Here is an 18,829-nt window from a genome sequence, read left to right as displayed (position 1 = left end):
ATGCGGTGTGCTTGGTGGTTGCTGCTTAGCTTCCTTATATTTAGTTCCTCTGCAACTTTTGCAACCAGTATTTCGCTTGATAAACAGCTCAGTCACTTACAAGATATTCCTTTTGAATATACAGCTGAGCCCCTGACAATCGAACAAGCTAAAACAATAACAAACTGGCGTAATACTACTCGCAAACATAACTTAAATCTAGGTCTCAGTGAACAAGTCGCGTGGATACGCGTTCAACTAAATAATACTGAACAAACCAATCTGGCTATCTTATTATCTATTGATAATCCGCTATTAGATAGAGTGTCTATTTATCATTATCACCGTGATGAAACTTTACTTTTTAAAGAGATTGGTGATGCATTACCCCTTAAAAACAGGCAAATAAAAAATGAATCCTTATTAGTAAAATTAAACCTGCCTGCACAAAGTACATCCACCTTGTTATTACGAGTTGAAAATCAAGCCGGTTTAAGAGTGCCCCTAAGTATTTGGCAAAACGATGAGTATTTAAAATATAAAAGTAAATTTAACCTACTCTATGGCTTACTTGTAGGTTTTATTTTATCTCTCGCTCTTACTTGCTTTGTGTTATTTGTTTTTTCTAGAAAACGTTACTTTGCGCTCTCCGCAGGTATACTTGTTACTCTATGGTTATTACTCATCTACCTTTATGGCTTTGGTTATCGTTATTTCCACCCTTCTTTACCAAGCTTGCAACAGCTTGCTATTCCCTGCATGTTGTTAATTACCACTTACTTATTCAAGCCCTTATTTGAGCAATTAAAAGCTGAGATTGTTTGGCCTCAGTTCGATAAGATACATACTTGGAGTAATTATCTTTTGCTTACCAGTTTACTTATTACTTGGTGGCTGCCAACTCAACTATTTGTAAGCTATAGTTTACTTGCAAGTCTGTTAATGATGCTCATACACAGCATTGTTATTACTATAAACATTAAGCATAAACCCAGCCAACCACTGAATGCTTTGTTAACAGGGGCTATAATTTTTTGCGCCTCTTTAATTTATCTAAACATCGTTGTATTTAACATCTTCGACTTAAACTCTCGAAGTTTGCCCTTTATGTTTATTAGCTTTTTAATCTGCGCCTTAAGTTTAAGCTTTGCCACTATTAGGCATTTCATCATTGAGCGCGATGCACAAACAGCCTTACAACAAGCAAAAATAGCGCAAAATGAGGCTCAAGATAAGTTATTGCACGAACGCTTGGCATTGCAAGAGCAAGCTCGACAAGACTTAGAAAGCAATATTGAAGAGCGAACTTTTGAGCTACAAGTTACCTTACGTGAGCTTGAAGAAAAAAATCGCGAGTTAGAGCAGCTCAATATGGAAGACCCGTTAACAAAAATTAAAAACCGACGTTATTTCGACAAAAAGTTAGTCATGGATTTACGCCGCTCTCGTCGAGAACAAACCCCCTTAAGTATTATCATGCTCGATATCGATCACTTTAAAGTGATCAATGATAGTTATGGTCATTTAATCGGTGATCAAACAATTCGTGCTGTGGCTGATATAATAAAAAGCCACTTAAAACGCCCACTTGACGAAGTTGCTCGATACGGTGGTGAAGAGTTTGTCGTGTTACTTCCCAACACCCCGATGCAAGGTGCTTTAGAGATTGCCGACTCTATAAGACAATCAATAATGAATACTACGATTACTATTGCCAACTCAGATATAAAATTTACAATTAGCGCAGGTGTCTATAGCGCTATCGCAGAAGATATTAATAACCCTGGATTATTCACTGACTGCGCGGATAAAGCACTTTATCACGCCAAGCAAAATGGTCGTAATCGCGTAATCAGCTTTCCAATATTAGACTAGGAGCAAATAATGGCCCAATCAGGTCTGGATCTTTTCCCATATACACGCATGCGTAGAATGCGTCGTAATGATTTTTCACGTCGCCTTATGGCTGAAAATCAACTAAGTGTTAATGATTTAATCTATCCAGTATTTGTACTTGAAGGAAAAAATCGCCGTGAAAGCATAGAGTCAATGCCAGGTATTGAGCGTTTATCTATCGATCTATTACTTTTAGAAGCACAAGAATTGGTTGATTTGGGCGTACCTGCTGTCGCTATTTTCCCCGTCACTCCAGCAGACAAGAAATCGCTTCTAGCCGAGGAAGCGTACAGTGATGATGGCCTTGCACAGCGTACTGTTCGCGCATTAAAAGCGGCATTCCCAGAGCTTGGAGTAATCACCGACGTTGCACTTGATCCGTTTACAGTTCATGGCCAAGACGGCATTATTGATGATGAAGGCTATGTAATTAACGAAGTTACAACCGAAATTTTAGTTAAGCAGGCGCTCTCACATGCTGAGGCTGGCGCTGACGTTGTTGCTCCTTCCGATATGATGGATGGTCGTATTGGTGCTATTCGTGAAGCGCTTGAAGCTGATGGTCACATTCACACTCGTATTATGGCGTACTCTGCAAAGTATGCATCTAGTTACTATGGACCTTTTCGTGACGCGGTAGGCTCTGCTGGTAATTTAAAAGGCGCCGACAAAAAAACCTATCAAATGGACCCTGCAAACTCTGATGAAGCACTTCGCGAAGTTGCTTTAGACTTACAAGAAGGTGCAGACATGGTAATGGTCAAACCCGGCATGCCATATTTAGATGTTGTACGACGTGTCAAAGAAGAATTTGGCGTGCCAACCTTTGCTTATCAGGTCAGCGGGGAATATGCGATGCATAAAGCTGCCATTGATAACGGTTGGTTAGCCGAAGAAGCGACAATTATGGAGTCTCTACTCGCGTTTAAACGTGCTGGAGCTGATGGGATCTTAACTTACTTTGCAAAACAAGCTGCGCAATGGCTTAATAAGTAACTTGAATGGTAGGTTAAATAGATACTGTTCTAGATAGATCATTCAATAAAGGGCGATTATCCGCCCTTTTTATTTTCATAAAATTAACATATTGTATTTTCTTTGTCATAAATTTTCCTTAAACTGTTTGTCCCATTTGGGACACAATACACGGGAAAAAATAATAATGTTTACTACAAAAATAACGCCACTGGCGCTTGTTATTGCAAGCCTTAGTGCTCCAGCATCAGCAAACCTAATCATTTCAGAATATGTTGAAGGGGGTGGTTATAATAAAGCGATTGAAATTTATAACACATCATCTGATGCCATATCTTTAGACGGTTATACACTTAATTTATTTTCAAATAAAAATGTATCAGCAACATCAAGCGAGAATCTGACAGGTTCAATAGCCGCAAACAGCACATATGTAATTGTTACTTCTGATAGTAGAGCTGTAGATGAATTAAAGAATAAAGCAGATCTATTCAGTAGCGCAGTAAACTTTAATGGTGATGATGCTTTAACCCTTACCTTAGGTGCCAGTGTAGTTGATAGCTTTGGTCAAATAGGAGCTGATGGGGTTTGGAGCAATGGTGGTGTAACAACTAAAGATAAAACACTACGCCGCAAGTCTGATATAGCATCTGGCCATACAGATGCAACTACCGAGTTTGATCCGAGTGAGCAATGGCTGCAATTTGATAAAGATGACTTTAGCGGACTAGGCTTCCACGGAGAAAGTACTGAGCCAACACCTGAACCAGAGCCAGAACCGGTAACGCCGTTAGAGTGTGGCGCAGCTAAAACGCTCATTAATGCAGTCCAAGCCGAAGGAGGCGATAGCCCATTACTAAATCAAGAAATTGAGCTTGAAGGTATCGTTACTGCTGATTTCCAAGGAAGCGAGCAATTAAATGGCTTCTTTATTACTTCTCTTGAAGCAGATATTGATACCAACCCATTAACATCGGAAGGCGTGTTTGTATATTTTTCAGATACCGATGTAGCTGTCGGTGACCATATTCGCGTCAAAGGTACAGTTGCTGAATATTACAGTGCGACACAAATTGGCGATGTAAGCCAAATCGAAATATGTGCTTCAGGCTTAACAACAACGGCTACAAAAATTACCTTGCCAGTTGCAAGTGTAAGCGACCTAGAAGCCTATGAAGGTATGCTAGTGACCTTAGATCAGACACTCGTTGTCACCAACAATTATGGTCTTGGTCGCTATGGAGAGGTTGGCCTTGCTACAGAACGCTTATACCAAGGCACACAAGTAGCTTTACCGGGTGATACTGCAAATGCAGTAGAAATTGAAAATCAGAAGAAACAAATTCTATTGGATGATGGCTCAACGAAACAAAACCTTGACTCGGTACCTTATCCTGGAACAGGGTTGGATGCCTTCAATACATTACGTTTGGGCGACTCTGTCAGCGTTATTACTGGCGTTTTGGGTTACAGCTTTGACCGTTACCGTATTCACCCAACAGTACAACCTGAGTTTACTGCTACAAACCCACGTACTGATGCTCCTAAATTACACTCTGATGCAAACTTACGGATAGCGAGCTTTAATGTACTAAACTACTTTAATGGTGACGGTCAAGGCGGTGGCTTCCCGACCAGCCGTGGCGCCGATTCTGAGCAGGAGTTAATTCGTCAAGAAGCTAAATTGGTAAGTGCTATCACCGCATTAGAGGCTGATGTTATTGGTTTGATGGAAATTGAAAATGATGGCTTTGATGAATACAGTGCTGTTGCAAGCTTAGTGTCTGCATTGAACGACGCTGACAGTAATAACGAATACGCGTTTGTAGACTTTAACGTTGGCCAAATTGGTACTGATGCCATTACTACTGCCCTAATTTATCGTGCAAATATGGTCAATGAAGTGGGTACTCCTGCAATAACCACTGAGTACCCATTTGACTACAGTAACCGTGCGCCAATTGCTCAGAGCTTTAAAGCAATAAATTCAGGTGAAGTATTCACTGTCGCTGTAGCTCACTTAAAATCAAAAGGTAGCTGCGGCAGCGCTGACGGTAATAATGCTGATTTAGGTGATGGACAATCTTGCTGGAATGAAATTCGTGTAGCAGGTGCGAATGCCTTTGCCGATTGGCTAGACAGCAAACCAACAGGTGTTGAAGACGAAGACATCATTCTCGTTGGTGATATGAACGCATATGCAATGGAAGATCCAATTCGTGCATTCGCTGATAAGGGCTATAAAAATGTGATTGCTGAGCTTGATGGTAATACACTGGGCTATTCATATAGCTTTTCAGGCCGCTTGGGCAGCCTAGATCATGCTGTAGCAACACAAAGCCTGCTGGATAAAGTTGTCGCCGCAACTGATTGGCATATCAATGCTGACGAACCGATCAGTCTGGATTATAACGTTGAATTTAAGTCAGATAACCAAGTCGCTAGCCTTTACTCACAAAGTGCTTATCGCGCATCTGATCACGACCCTGTTATCATTGATATCAAGTCAGAAGTAGAGCCTGAGCCAACTCCAGAGCCACAAGCTCCAGTGTTAACCGCTGAGCAAAGCTTTAATATCATTGAAAGCGCAGATATTGGCACTGTTATTGGCACTTTAGAGTTTACAGATGCAGATAGTGACTACACGCCTGTCACTAAATTTATTGTGTCTGGTCACTCAGCAATCACTATAAATGAACAAGGCCAGCTTATTGTCGCAGCAGCGCTTGACTATGAGTTTGAACATAAGATCACATTAATGGTGCAGGCACAGGATAGCGTAGGCAATTTGTCCGCTGCACAATTAGTATTTATAAATATAAGCAATGATGAAACAGACGATGATGAAGATGATTCGGGCTCATTAGCGTGGTTCAGCTTATTAGCATTACCATTTTTGGCGAGAAGAAAAGCCAAAAAATAAATTATAAGTAATAAAAATGCCACTTTAATTTAAAGTGGCATTGATTTAATTTACACCTGAATTAGTAAGATTAAAGCTAAACAACCTACCAGTTAAGCATTACAACTTTGCGTATTATTGTTATCACAACCCACATACTTTGCTGCATATAAGTTTTTAATTCCTGTTTTTTGCTCTGCTGTTATATGCCAATTTATAAAGCGATGAGATTGCTCTGCTAACGTTACAATTTTAAACTCTGTGATTATTCCATAACGTTTAAAACTAATACTTTTTATTTCATCTGCATTAATATATCGCTTACCCAGACCACGAGAATAGTTTACCCCTGCTTTATAACAATGTAGAAACTTTAATTGCATAATATTAAAGAGGCTAATCATTAAAACGAGAGGAATGATAATGACGCTTGCTGATTCAAAGCCTAAAGCAGTTATCGCACTTAGAATGTAGGCAACAAGTAATGCGAAAATTACTTTTACTATTTGCAAAGTCCAATTTGGCGATAATTTTACTACATTCATTGAATGAAGCTCCTTTATTATGACCTTCTTCTTCAAGGAAGGCTTTCCATTTACAGTCTAAAATCAATGTTTTAGGTGCATAATTTTACACACAATAAAAGAGTTAACAAGAGTATTTGCACTACTTTTTAACTAGCACAAAAGGATTTATCATAACTAGTTAATATATCAACATTATCCCTGATATATTATTTTTCTGAGTTTTCTAGTTACAAATATTGCGGTAGGTAAATATGGTTGTTTATTATTAATAATACTAACCAAACGGTTGATATAGATTATTGTTTTCATATATTAATAGTATTTATAAAAACAAAAAACCCGCAACAAGTGCGGGCTTTTTAAGAGTTTAAGTGACTAATTACTTAGCCGCTTTTTTCTCTTTTTCTGCAGCGATTACAGTATCAGCTACGTTTTGTGGACATGGTGCATAGTGTGAGAACTCCATAGAGAACTGACCACGACCAGATGTCATAGTACGTAGTGAACCGATGTAACCGAACATTTCAGATAACGGAACGTCTGCTTTAATACGAACGCCTGTTAAACCAGCTTCTTGGTCGCTTAACATACCACGACGACGGTTAAGGTCACCGATTACATCACCAACGTGATCTTCTGGCGTGAACACATCAACTTTCATGATTGGCTCAAGAAGTTGCGCGCCCGCTTTAGGGATCGATTGACGGAAAGCACCTTTAGCAGCGATTTCGAAAGCAATTGCAGATGAATCCACGGCGTGGAAGCCACCGTCGAAAAGTTCAACTTCAACGTCAAGTACTGGGAAGCCAGCTAGAACACCTTCACCCATCATTGACTTAAAGCCTTTCTCAACTGCAGGCCAGAATTCTTTAGGTACGTTACCACCAACAACTGATGAAGAGAACGTGAAGCCTGAACCCACTTCGCCTGGCTTGATACGGTAGTCGATTTTACCGAACTGACCAGAACCACCAGATTGTTTCTTATGCGTGTAGCTATCTTCGATTTCACGAGTGATAGTTTCACGGTAAGCAACCTGTGGTTGACCAACGATAAGGTCTACGCCGTAAGTACGCTTAAGGATATCTACTTTGATATCTAAGTGAAGCTCACCCATACCTTTAAGGATAGTTTCGCCTGAATCTTCGTCAGTCTCAACTTGGAAAGATGGATCTTCTGCAACCATTTTACCGATAGCAACACCCATTTTCTCGTTACCGCCTTTATCTTTAGGCTGTACAGCAATCGAGATTACTGGCGTTGGGAATACCATTGGCTCAAGTGTTACTGGGTGCTTAGGATCACATAGAGTGTGACCAGTTTGCACGTTCTTCATACCTACGATAGCGATGATATCACCAGCTTGTGCTGAAGTAAGCTCTTTACGATCATCAGCTTGCATCTCAACCATACGGCCAACACGCTCTGTTTTACCAGTAAACGCATTAAGGATAGTGTCACCCTTATTAAGTTTACCAGAGTAGATACGTACGAAAGTTAATGCACCAAAGCGGTCATCCATGATTTTGAATGCTAGCGCTTTGAATGGTTCGTCTGCAGATACAATTGCATGCTCGCCGTTTTCGTTACCGTCTTCATCCATAAGAGGTTGAGGGTCAACTTCTGTAGGAGCTGGTAAGTAATCAACAACAGCATCAAGAATTAATTGCATACCTTTGTTTTTGAACGCAGAACCACAGTAAGTAGGGAAGAAAGCAAGGTCACGCGTACCTTTACGGATACAACGTTTGATATCTTCAATAGAAGGAACTTCACCTTCCATGTACGCTTCCATTAGGTCATCGTCTTGCTCTACAGCAGTTTCGATAAGCATCTCATGGTACTCTTCAGTTTTTTCTACCATGTCTGCAGGAACGTCTGTGATTTCGTAGTTTTCTGGAAGACCAGTCTCATCCCAAACATATGCTTGTTTGTTTAAAACGTCAACAACACCAACAAACTCATCTTCGATACCGATTGGTAAAGTCATGATTAGTGGTACAGCACCAAGTACTTTACGTACTTGCTCAGTTACACGGTAAAAATCAGCACCCATACGGTCTAATTTGTTTACAAAGATAATACGTGCAACTTCTGATTCGTTAGCGTAACGCCAGTTAGTTTCTGATTGTGGTTCAACACCACCAGAACCACAGAATACACCAACACCGCCATCTAATACTTTAAGTGAACGATAAACTTCTACTGTGAAGTCAACGTGTCCTGGAGTATCGATAACGTTGAAACGGTGATCTTTCCAGAAACAGCTTACAGCCGCAGACTGGATAGTAATACCGCGCTCAGCTTCTTGTTCCATGAAGTCAGTTGTTGACTCACCATCATGCGTCTCACCACTTTTATGGATAGTACCCGTTAGTTTAAGGATACGCTCAGTGGTGGTAGTTTTACCCGCATCAACGTGCGCGAAAATACCAATGTTTCTGTACTTCGATAAATCTGCCATTATTTTACTCTTAATAAAGTCGAAAAATTATTCGGCGGGAGTATAGCATTAGTTAAAGCGAACATCACCATAGAAGTCGCTTAAAATGCAATCAATTTTATAATATTTTACTTTCCATGCTATTTAACGCTGATGACAAAACACTTTAAGCATTATCAGCGCTTCTTAAAAAGCACCTTTGGCCTTTTATGTAGGTCGCTTGAATAGTAAAATTGTTATCTAAGATAGCAAAATTTGCTTGCTTAGTTGCTGCTAAAGAGCCTACTTGATCTGCAATGTTTAAAAATCGAGCTGGTACAATACTGGCCATGTTTATGGCCTCTAGCAGAGTAACACTACCTAGCAGATGCATATTTTTCACAGCCAACTCTAAAGTTAATGTACTGCCCGCTAAGGAGCCTGATGCTGTTTTCGCAACTCCATTATCAACAAACACATCCATTTTTCCCAGTTTGTATTGTCCATCATTTAGGCCACCAGCATTAATACAATCACTGATCAATGCAATTTTTTGCGGACCTTTTAGCTTATAAATTAATTGTAAAATAGTAGGGTGAAGATGTATGCCATCGGCGATAACTTCAACTAAAGCGGCATCGTTCATTAATACAGCCCCCGCACAGCCAGGATCTCGATGGTGTATACCACGCATGCCATTAAAAACATGCACCCCACCGCACGCACCGTGCTCAAGAGCTTGTTCTGTTTGCTCAAAATTAGAATCGCAATGACCAAGCATAACTCTGATACCTTGCCCAGTAAGGTACTCAATTAACGCATTAGCACCGGGTTTTTCTGGTGCTAGAGCAACAATTTTCAGACTCCCTGCGGCTGCTTTAATCATGGCCTCTAAATGAGGTTTTGATAGCTCCAAAAAGTACTCTTGGTTATGGGCGCCTTTATGAACTTCACTAAAAAACAACCCTTCACTATAACCACCAAGTACTTGGGCACCTCTGGGCTGCTGTACATATGCCTGACCAATAATAGCCATTGCATCTAAAGTTTGCTGCCAATCTGTCGTTACTGTTGTTGCTAAAAAACCCGTTACACCATGCTGTGCTAATGAACTTGAGATAGTTTCAATGCTACTCATTTTACAATCAATCACATCACAGCCTTCACGGCCATGAATATGTAAATCTATTAATCCAGGAATAATCGCAGCATCGCCATAATCATGTATAGGAAATTCCAATTGCGGTGTTTGAGTAAAAGCGCTGATGCGGTCATTTTCTACCAACATAAAGTGCTCCTTAAGCACACGATCTTGGCAATAAATAGCTGCAGCTTTGACATAATATACTGACTCACTCATGACAACGCCCCAACTTGTGCTTTTGCTAAAATAGCAGCGCCACGCGTACCACTTGCATCGCCAAATTCAGCAAGTACAATTTTTGGCACCCGAATACCAGTAAAAATGTAAGGTGTGATTGCTTGCTCCAGTTTATCCATTAACTCGCTTACCAGCGACATACCACCACCAACTACGATCACTTCAGGATCATAAGCCATAATAATTGCTGCAAACGTGCTACCAATCAAATCAACATAACAGGCAAAGCTTTGCTGACATAGCACATCGCCTTTTCTTAGCCCTTCAACGATTTCAAAAGTAGTCAGCACTTCACCGGAAAAATGTCGATAAATTTTTGCTAAACCAGGCCCTGCAATATAACTTTCAACACAACCCATTAAACCACAGCCGCACTTTAAAATAGGCAATTGATACTTTTGTTGCAACACGGCGGACAGCGCATAATGACCATACTCGCCAGCAATACCTTGAGCACTTCTGTAAAGCTTACCGTCAATGCATAACCCTCCACCAGCACCGGTTCCTATAATTGCACCAAACACTCGTGTATGTTGTATGCCTATGTAACTTTGTGCCTCTGATAATGCAAAACAGCGGCAATCATTTTCAATAGCTACAGGGCGATTAATGAGCTTCGCTAAATCTTGCGCGGTATTATGTCCGGTTGCATGAGGTACATTCGCTGATAGCACTTCTTGGTTTGCGTTAATAATTCCTGGCATACCAATGCCTACTGCGCCTTGACATTGATACTTTTTATCAGCGCTTAGAATCATAACCACTAACGCATTTAAGAAATCTTGATAGCTACTTTGTGGAGTCACAATTCGTGATGATTCAAGTTGCTTTAATGACGCGTCAAATACAGCCAGTTCAATTTTACTACCACCAATATCAATGCCGTAAATATACTGCTTAGTCATTAATATCTCCTTGTGTGAACGGGTAAATAGTCACACCTTGAACTACACGGTTAACCTCCCCTGTTGGGCACGGATTATCAACAGTAATACCCAATTGCCATGCTTTATAAAAAGAAATGATTTGCGCGCACACCATATAAAACAGCCCGTTAAATACATCGTCTAATTGTTTATTAACCAGTGAGTCAGGTAATGACAACGCCTTTACCGCAAGTGCTTTTTTGTCATCATTTAATTCTGTCAGTAGATCCTTGTCATACTGCTGGGTATGAGCGTTTAAAGCACCAAATAATATGATCAAAGTATACTCATCAACCAGCGACTTAGGACCATGTCTAAACCCTAGTGGTGATTCGAAATACCCCATTACTTGTCCAGCACTTAACTCCAACAACTTTAGTGCAGACTCTTGTGCATAGCCTTTTAATGAACCAGCCCCTAAATACACCAAACGCTGCATAGGCAGCTCAGCTAATACTTTCAATTCACTTAACATTTCAGGAATGGCTTGTTCAACACTCGCAGCGGTTGCTATTACAGCATCATCGACATTACTAAAAACCGCCAAGCTTGCCACCAACATTGAAGTAAAACTGCTCGTCATAGCAAAGCTTTTATCAAGAGTTTGCTCTGGCATTAACAATGAAAAACACTTTTGATTATCAACAGCCTGCTTATTTAACGCTCCCTCTGAGTTACATGTAATAAACAAATGTGCTGCACTGCGCACACTTTGGTTGACCACATCAACAGCAGCAACGCTTTCAGGACTGTTACCCGAGCGCGCAAACGAGACAAGTAAAGTTGGTGTATCCTTTTGTAAGTACTGCTCTGGGCATGCAACTAACTCAGTGCTACTAACACTTCGACACGGAGTTGATATATGTTGATTTAAATAGCCAACGACCGCCTCTCCAACATATGCCGACGTACCTGCGCCTGTGAAAATAATTTGTGCATTAGGCTGCTCTAAAATATCGGATAACCAATCATCTAGTTGATCACGAACAGCACTCACTAAGTCAAGTGTTTCCCGCCAACTCATTGGCTGCTGCATAATTTCTTTCGCAGTCCAAAAACTATTTTTGCTCTGCAAGATAGACTCATCTATTTTTAAATAATTCGACATAACTACCTCATCTACGTCTACTGTTGTTTAAAGCACGCATCTGCGTAGCGGCTGGTTACTTGCATTATGTGATGAAGCACCAAAGATTTAGGGTTGTTTTCTAAACTACCATTACGTACAGCAAGGTACTGTAATGGCATATATTGACTTAGTAGCGGTAACGGGATCGGCTGTGCTTGCAGATTACTGAATAACGTTTCAACCGCATTTTGATTTCCTTGCTGTCCCCAGTAATAACGGATTCGATCGCTAAAACTAAAGCGTCGATATAGCTTCTGCAATGAACTATCAACTTGATAAAAACGTTGCCAATTCTTTGGGAATTGCTGCATATCAGCGTCAATAACGGTACGTAAATGTGAGCATTGCTCAGTATCAACCAACGCATCTTCAATATGACTTAATGCAAATAACGCCTCACGCAAAGCAAAAGTAAGCTCAGGGCCCACTTTTAAAATCGCAAAATGGTCATTTATTAATTGCTTATAGGCAACTGGGGTTTGGTAATCAGTTGAATGTGCTTCAAAAGCAATTCTATCCACTGTTTGTATATATTGTTTTAACTGCTGAGCTTTACTACTGTCGTAATCAAATACTTGGGTATTATCAAATTCAACACCCGGTTGAACAACTAAGCCAACTACACGTTGCCAAGCAGCTGATAAACCAAGCTTTAAAAATGCATCATGGTGTAGCGCTAATGTACTCGCTACATGGTCTGTTTCTGTCACCGCAAGCGTATCGATATGCTCATCAGCTCCACCTGGTGGGGGTACTTCAGTTCCTATCACGTACACTAAATCACTGTGGCCAAATGTATTGACGGCTGTTTTTTCAGCCACTGCACACAACTGCGCCGCGCGTATTGCCACCGTTTCATCCGCTAAAATTGCATCGTCATCAGCACAACGCATACTGGTATCTAAATGAATTTTTTTGAACCCTGCCGCCACATAAGTAGCTATTAGCTGTTCAGCCTTTTGCATCGCTGCTTCAGCGTCCTCATCACACCAACACACTGGGCCTAAATGATCACCTCCGAGGATCAGCTTATCAACTGCAAAGGCTTGCTCTGTTGCAAGCCTTTGGACAAATGCCATAAAGTCTGCTGGCATCATCGTGGTATAACCACCAAACTGATTGACCTGATTCGCAGTAGCTTCAATTAACAAATAGCTATTGTCTTGCTTGGCTTGCAATATAGCGGCTTCGAGTACCAATGGATGCGCCGAACAAACGGCATAAATCCCCCGTTTATCACCACATTTATTCGCCGCGATTAATTTCTGTAATATCGTCATTGCAAGCCTCTATATTGATTAGTCGTTGTATAATTACTATGGAAAATTAAAGGTCGATTATGTGCAGCTCGACACCAACACTTTCGAGAGCCGCTTTAATATCGGCTGGAATATCGCTGTCTGTCACCACTGTATTTACTTCACTAGCAGAAATTATTTTGTGCACTCCTTTTCGATTGAATTTACTTGAGTCGGTAACAACAATGATCTCTCGTGACACTTCGCACATGACTCGATTTAACAAGGCTTCAAGTTCAAAATGCGTGGTAATACCAATATCTTTCTCAAAACCGTCAACACCTAAAATCAACTTATCAAAATGATATTGTTGCAAGTGCTGTTCGGCTTGACGACCATAAAAAGACAGTGATTTTTTACGCAAAGTTCCACCTGTCATCAGCACTTCGACAGAAGGTGCATTGAGTAAAGAGTGTGCGACGTTTAAACCATTTGTCATCACAACAACACTATGATGATTGGTTAAGTTTTTAGCGACTTCTTCGGTCGTGGTGCCAGAATCTAAAATGATCGATTCACCATCTTTAATTAGGCTGGCAGCAAACTTACCTAATCGCTCTTTAATGCCACGATTTGCGTCATGTTTTTCTTTTAATGATAACTCTTGAGTTAAACGATTACTCGCCACAGCTCCACCACGGGAACGTACTAGCAAGCCCTTTTCGTCAAGCTCATTAAGATCATTGCGAATCGTCACCGTTGATACACCAAACAACTGAGCAAGCTCAGGAACCTGTACACGCTCTTGCTTGAAAACCAATTGCACAATTTCATGTCGTCTTTCGATAGTGTTAAGCATGCTCGCTCTCTTTCATAATTAACTTTCATTCATTGTACGCAGCTTTCGTTTACTTTCAATTCAATTTTTTTACATTCCCTCTCAATTCACAACAAAAGCCATCAAGCAATTGAAATACAAGAATTTAAAATATAAAAATAATTTAACAAACCAAGAAGTGAAAGCAAACGAAAGATTTTTACCTTGCATTGGAATTTCCTTACGTGTACAAATAAAACCCTGTGAAAACAATTTTACAAATAATAAACATATAAGGGCACTATCATGGGCGATCTAAACCGCAGACGATTTCTTCAATCAATGGCCGCAATTGCAGCAACCAGCGCAGCGTTAGGTTGTGCCTCCACAACCAATGCCAACTCAATGCTAAAAACGGCAACACAAGGGCATTCAACACTTGGCTTAACAGTACCTAAAATGGATGTGGTAAGAGTCGGCTTTATTGGTGTGGGTGAGCGGGGTGTTGGCGCCGTTAAACATTTTTGCCATTTAGACGGTGTTGAAATCAAAGCAATTTGCGACACCCATCAGGCCGTTGTAGAGCGAGCAGTAAAAATAGTTGTCGATAAAGGCTTTAAAAAGCCAGATACCTACGGCAAAAACGATCATGATTACCTTCGTATGTTAGAACGCCAAGATATTGATATTGTGATAATTTCAACCCCATGGAAATGGCATACTCCTATGGCAGTAGCCACTATGGAAAGTGGCAAACATGCTTTTGTTGAAGTGCCTGCAGCGGTGACTGTTGAAGAAGCATGGCAACTAGTTAATACGTCTGAGCGCACCCAGATGAATTGCATGATGTTGGAAAATGTTTGTTATGGCCGTGATGAACTCATGGTACTAAATATGGTTCGCCAAGGTGTTTTTGGTGAACTATTGCATGGTGAAGCGGCATATATTCACGAGTTACGCTGGCAAATGAAAGAAATTGACCATAAAACAGGTTCATGGCGTACTCCTTGGCATGCAGCTGTTGACGGTAATTTATACCCTACTCATGGTTTAGGTCCTGTTTCACAGTATATGAATATCAACCGTGGCGATCGGTTTGACTACATAACATCAATGAGCTCACCATCACTAGGACGCGCAGCATACGCTAAAAAGGAATTTCCAGCAGATCATGGTCGCAATAAGTTGAACTACGTCGCTGGCGATATGAATACCAGCATCATTAAAACGGTTAAAGGCCGAAGCATTATGGTCCAACACGATACAACCACGCCACGCCCTTACTCTCGTCATAACTTAATTCAAGGTACTAATGGTGTATTTGCAGGTTTCCCTAACCGCATTGCCCTTGAGCAAGGGGGCAGTAAAAGCTACCACGAGTGGGACTACGATATGGCTGACTGGTATAACAAATATGATCATCCACTTTGGCAAAAAATGGGCGCAGAAGCTGAGCGTAACGGCGGCCATGGTGGCATGGATTTTCTAATGTTTTGGCGCATTATTTTTTGCCTTCGCAACGGTGAGCCACTTGATCAAGATGTGTATGACGCTGCAGCATGGTCAGCCGTTTTTCCACTTTCCGTTGCTTCTGTCGCCGATCGTAGTAACAGTAAAGACTTCCCTGACTTTACTCGTGGTCTGTGGCAACAAGCAAAACCACTAGGCATTATTTCGTAATTAACCCTCAAGGGTATTAGTGGGTAACCACGCTAATGCCCTTAGCTCTAAATAAATTAATAAAAACAACCATCAACAAGTAAAATACAGGTAACTATTATGAAAACACAACTAAAACTGCCCACCCTTTTTTTATCCATGAGTGCTATTTTCAGTGGTACAATATTGGCTGCTGAAGAAGACAAAGAAAAGGAAAAAGAAGCCGAAACCGAGCAAGTAGAAGTAATCGAAGTTAGAGGTGTTCGCTCGAGTATTAAGGAGTCCCTGTATTTAAAACAACAAGCTGTTGGGGTTATGGATGCCATCGTTGCAGAAGATATTGGTAAGTTTCCGGATCAAAATATTGCAGAAGCACTGCAACGAATGACCGGTATTGCCATTACGCGTAACGGTGGCGAAGGGCAAAACGTTACGGTTCGGGGTTTAGGCGGAGACTACAATGTAACCACAGTCAATGGCCGGCGCATGGCTTCTGAGCACTCTAGTCGTAATTTTAACTTTGATTTGATTGCCCCAGAAATAGTGCAATCACTTGAAGTATATAAATCTCCACAAAGTAAAACGCAAGAAGGCGGGATTGGTTCAGTTATCAATATTAAAACCCGTAAACCCCTAGATTTAGATGGCTTTACCTTATCTGGCAGCGCAAAAGGAATTTACGAAGAACGTACTGGGGACACCAACCCGCAAGCATCTTTTTTAATTAGCGACACATTTTTTGATGACACTTTTGGCGCACTATTTACTGCCGTTTATTCTGAACGAACACAACGTGCCGATTCATACGAAGGTGAAGGTTTTTATGATCCTGATGAGAATGTGGATGTACGTATTCCCATTGACAGTAATGGTAACGGCACACTTGAAGATAACGAGCAATCGCACCCATCGGTTATTCCTGGCTACGTCCGCTATTCAAACTGGCAAGATACTCGCGAACGACTTGGCGCAAGCTTAGCCTTGCAATGGCGCCCTTCAGACAGTGTAGACGTCAACTTTGACAGCATGTATTCACAGTACGAGACCAATGGTGAGCAATACCAAATCTCGTTTGTGACATACGATGAATCTTGGACACCAGGTATACCGTCAATTGGTGAAGTAAAGTTTAATGAAGACGGCAATGCAAATTATGTCGAGTTAGTCGATGGAGCAATGGCAGAGCTATTAAATGTATCTGTGCCACGTAATACGGATACTTGGCAATGGGGCTTTAATACCGTTTGGTACGCAACAGAAGCTCTAACATTTGATTTAGATATTTCACAGTCACAAGCTAAGAATGTAAGCAATGGTAATAATCGCTTTATTGTAGCCCGCGGTTTTGTCGATGGAATCACGATTGACCAAACAGGTAGTAATATGCTGCCCGATGTAACCATGACTCCAGCTTTAAGTGCCGAGCAGCCCTTTGGTGCACATTACAGCTATAATTATGGCACTGATGTAAAAGATAAGATTGAAGAAGTTCGACTTGCAGCAACTTATATCCCAACTTTTGAATTAGTCAAAGATATACAATTTGGTGTGCATTATGGCAAACAAACAAAAGAGCGCAGTGTTTATAAGTCTAAAAACGCCTCAATGTTTAGTAACGGTGGTGCGTATTTTAAAAACTCAGAATACCCTAGTTTTGATGACTCTAGCGTTGAAGAACTGGGTGGCTTGAATTTATTTCGCTTACCTGCCGATGTATTAGTACCTGCAAACTTTGATAACTTTTTAGATGGTGAGCCTGGTAAACACCCTGATCCATGGGCAAGTTTTGATTACGACAAACTTTATGCTTTTTATGAATCAATTAACCCACAAGCTGCACAAGATAAAATCACAGCTAAGAGTAGTCCAAATGATTCGTTTGCCTTAACAGAGCAAACTTTAGCTGCTTTTATCGAAACAAACCTGCAAGGTGACTTAGGCAAATTACCATTTACACTTAACATGGGCGTAAGGGTGATACAAACTGATGTTTCTTCAGATGGTTATACTTTTGATGTTGAGAACGTTCGCTACAATGTAACTGAAAAAGATGGCGCATTGAGCTATCGTGTTGATGGCGAAATTGAAGATTACTACACTCGCTCTACCACAGAAGAAAGCTACACCGATGTGCTACCAAGTTTAAATTTTAAATTGAATTTACGTGATGATTTACTTTATCGCTTTAGTGCCGCAAAAGTGATCACGCGACCAAATTTAGACTATCTCTCACCTTATAGTTATTTAGATTTTAATAATGCTGAATACCATGCCTCAAATCCAGGTATAAAGCCACTGAGAGCCAACCAAATAGACAGCACCATTGAATGGTATTTCTCTGATTATGGCGCACTAACATTTGCAGCGTATTATAAAGACATAGAATCAGTAATCGCTCGTGGCCGTATAGGCACTGCGCAGGTAGGTAATTACTTTAAAGATGGTGTTGAAGTAGATGGTCCTGTTTTTACTAAAATATCACCGACATCAGAAAAAGGCGCGACTATTTTAGGCTTTGAAACCGCCTATCAACAATCATTTGACGACATTTTACCTGCACCATTTGATGGTTTAGGAGTGCAAATAAACTACACATTCACAGACAGTAGTTATGACGATGAAGAACTAAACGATCTACCGTTTGTTGGTATGTCTGAGCACTCATATAATGCTGTTGTTTACTATGAAAAAGAGGCATTTCAAACGCGTATAGCTTATAACTGGCGCGACGATTATTTAGTTTACCCTGATGCTTGGGGTGGCCCTGAATGGGCAGCTGACTATGGCCAATATGATTTTAGTGCCAGCTACAATATTAGCGAAAAAATACGTTTAGATTTAAGCGTCACTAATTTAACTAATGAAAGACAATGGTCATATGTGAAAAACGAAGAACAGATCCGTCGTTTAGCACGTTATGGACGCTCAGTAAGCCTTGGTTTTTCAGCATCATTTTAAGCTTATACCTACTTATATTA

General features: G+C 40.7%; 12 protein-coding genes. 5 read left to right on the top strand and 7 right to left on the bottom strand.

Annotation, left to right across the window (positions count from 1 at the left end):
* From AAEU30_RS09725 to AAEU30_RS09715, 3 genes are all read left to right on the top strand, one after another.
* Nucleotides 1–1,854 carry a sensor domain-containing diguanylate cyclase gene (locus AAEU30_RS09725; RefSeq protein WP_421960329.1) on the top strand — a complete coding sequence of 618 codons (1,854 nt, stop codon included), beginning with the start codon at nucleotides 1–3 and terminating at the stop codon, nucleotides 1,852–1,854.
* A gap of 9 nt (nucleotides 1,855–1,863) precedes the next feature.
* Nucleotides 1,864–2,871, top strand: a complete 1,008-nt coding sequence (gene hemB / locus AAEU30_RS09720; protein WP_421960328.1) for a porphobilinogen synthase — start codon at nucleotides 1,864–1,866, stop codon at nucleotides 2,869–2,871.
* Between the two features lie 166 nt (nucleotides 2,872–3,037).
* Entirely contained in the window at nucleotides 3,038–5,773 is a 2,736-nt protein-coding gene (locus tag AAEU30_RS09715; RefSeq protein WP_421960327.1) for an ExeM/NucH family extracellular endonuclease, read from the top strand.
* A 92-nt stretch (nucleotides 5,774–5,865) separates the two neighbouring features.
* Here AAEU30_RS09715 and AAEU30_RS09710 read toward each other — a convergent pair whose 3' ends face one another.
* The 7 genes from AAEU30_RS09710 to agaR all read right to left on the bottom strand — a co-directional run bounded on the left by AAEU30_RS09710 (nucleotide 5,866) and on the right by agaR (nucleotide 14,234).
* Complete coding sequence (locus AAEU30_RS09710) at nucleotides 5,866–6,297, bottom strand: hypothetical protein (RefSeq protein WP_421960326.1); 432 nt, start codon at nucleotides 6,295–6,297, stop codon at nucleotides 5,866–5,868.
* Between the two features lie 361 nt (nucleotides 6,298–6,658).
* Nucleotides 6,659–8,743 (bottom strand): elongation factor G, encoded by a 2,085-nt coding sequence (fusA, locus tag AAEU30_RS09705; RefSeq protein ID WP_087531296.1) that lies wholly within the window; start codon nucleotides 8,741–8,743, stop codon nucleotides 6,659–6,661.
* A gap of 145 nt (nucleotides 8,744–8,888) precedes the next feature.
* Entirely contained in the window at nucleotides 8,889–10,061 is a 1,173-nt protein-coding gene (nagA, locus tag AAEU30_RS09700; protein WP_421960325.1) for an N-acetylglucosamine-6-phosphate deacetylase, read from the bottom strand.
* A complete protein-coding gene (locus tag AAEU30_RS09695) occupies nucleotides 10,058–10,987 on the bottom strand; it encodes an ROK family protein (RefSeq protein ID WP_421960324.1) in 930 nt (309 codons plus the stop codon). The genes nagA and AAEU30_RS09695 overlap by 4 nt, the downstream gene beginning before the upstream one ends.
* Entirely contained in the window at nucleotides 10,980–12,116 is a 1,137-nt protein-coding gene (locus AAEU30_RS09690; RefSeq protein ID WP_421960323.1) for an SIS domain-containing protein, read from the bottom strand. Before AAEU30_RS09690 ends, AAEU30_RS09695 begins: the two co-directional genes overlap by 8 nt.
* 17 nt (nucleotides 12,117–12,133) lie before the next feature.
* Nucleotides 12,134–13,417: a D-tagatose-bisphosphate aldolase, class II, non-catalytic subunit gene (locus tag AAEU30_RS09685; RefSeq protein WP_421960322.1), complete on the bottom strand. Its 1,284-nt coding sequence runs from the start codon at nucleotides 13,415–13,417 to the stop codon at nucleotides 12,134–12,136.
* 46 nt (nucleotides 13,418–13,463) lie between these two features.
* Nucleotides 13,464–14,234, bottom strand: coding sequence for a transcriptional repressor AgaR (gene agaR / locus AAEU30_RS09680; protein ID WP_421960321.1), 771 nt, complete (start codon nucleotides 14,232–14,234; stop codon nucleotides 13,464–13,466).
* Between the two features lie 264 nt (nucleotides 14,235–14,498).
* Between agaR and AAEU30_RS09675 the strand changes: the two genes are divergently transcribed.
* Nucleotides 14,499–15,872: a Gfo/Idh/MocA family protein gene (locus tag AAEU30_RS09675; protein ID WP_421960320.1), complete on the top strand. Its 1,374-nt coding sequence runs from the start codon at nucleotides 14,499–14,501 to the stop codon at nucleotides 15,870–15,872.
* Nucleotides 15,873–15,971: 99 nt separating this feature from the next.
* Nucleotides 15,972–18,809, top strand: a complete 2,838-nt coding sequence (locus tag AAEU30_RS09670; protein ID WP_421960319.1) for a TonB-dependent receptor — start codon at nucleotides 15,972–15,974, stop codon at nucleotides 18,807–18,809.
* The last annotated feature ends 20 nt before the right edge of the window (nucleotides 18,810–18,829 follow it).

Source organism: Pseudoalteromonas mucoides, from assembly GCF_049257175.1.
Taxonomy (GTDB): domain Bacteria; phylum Pseudomonadota; class Gammaproteobacteria; order Enterobacterales; family Alteromonadaceae; genus Pseudoalteromonas.
This window is presented reverse-complemented; position numbering and strand designations above follow the sequence as displayed.

Bases quoted from the DNA above. Each gene is read 5' to 3' on its own strand.
- AAEU30_RS09725 (WP_421960329.1), top strand. From the start codon at position 1: ATGCGGTGTGCTTGGTGGTTGCTGCTTAGCTTCCTTATATTTAGTTCC.
- hemB (WP_421960328.1), top strand. From the start codon at position 1,864: ATGGCCCAATCAGGTCTGGATCTTTTCCCATATACACGCATGCGTAGA.
- AAEU30_RS09715 (WP_421960327.1), top strand. From the start codon at position 3,038: ATGTTTACTACAAAAATAACGCCACTGGCGCTTGTTATTGCAAGCCTT.
- AAEU30_RS09710 (WP_421960326.1), bottom strand. From the start codon at position 6,297: ATGAATGTAGTAAAATTATCGCCAAATTGGACTTTGCAAATAGTAAAA.
- fusA (WP_087531296.1), bottom strand. From the start codon at position 8,743: ATGGCAGATTTATCGAAGTACAGAAACATTGGTATTTTCGCGCACGTT.
- nagA (WP_421960325.1), bottom strand. From the start codon at position 10,061: ATGAGTGAGTCAGTATATTATGTCAAAGCTGCAGCTATTTATTGCCAA.
- AAEU30_RS09695 (WP_421960324.1), bottom strand. From the start codon at position 10,987: ATGACTAAGCAGTATATTTACGGCATTGATATTGGTGGTAGTAAAATT.
- AAEU30_RS09690 (WP_421960323.1), bottom strand. From the start codon at position 12,116: ATGTCGAATTATTTAAAAATAGATGAGTCTATCTTGCAGAGCAAAAAT.
- AAEU30_RS09685 (WP_421960322.1), bottom strand. From the start codon at position 13,417: ATGACGATATTACAGAAATTAATCGCGGCGAATAAATGTGGTGATAAA.
- agaR (WP_421960321.1), bottom strand. From the start codon at position 14,234: ATGCTTAACACTATCGAAAGACGACATGAAATTGTGCAATTGGTTTTC.
- AAEU30_RS09675 (WP_421960320.1), top strand. From the start codon at position 14,499: ATGGGCGATCTAAACCGCAGACGATTTCTTCAATCAATGGCCGCAATT.
- AAEU30_RS09670 (WP_421960319.1), top strand. From the start codon at position 15,972: ATGAAAACACAACTAAAACTGCCCACCCTTTTTTTATCCATGAGTGCT.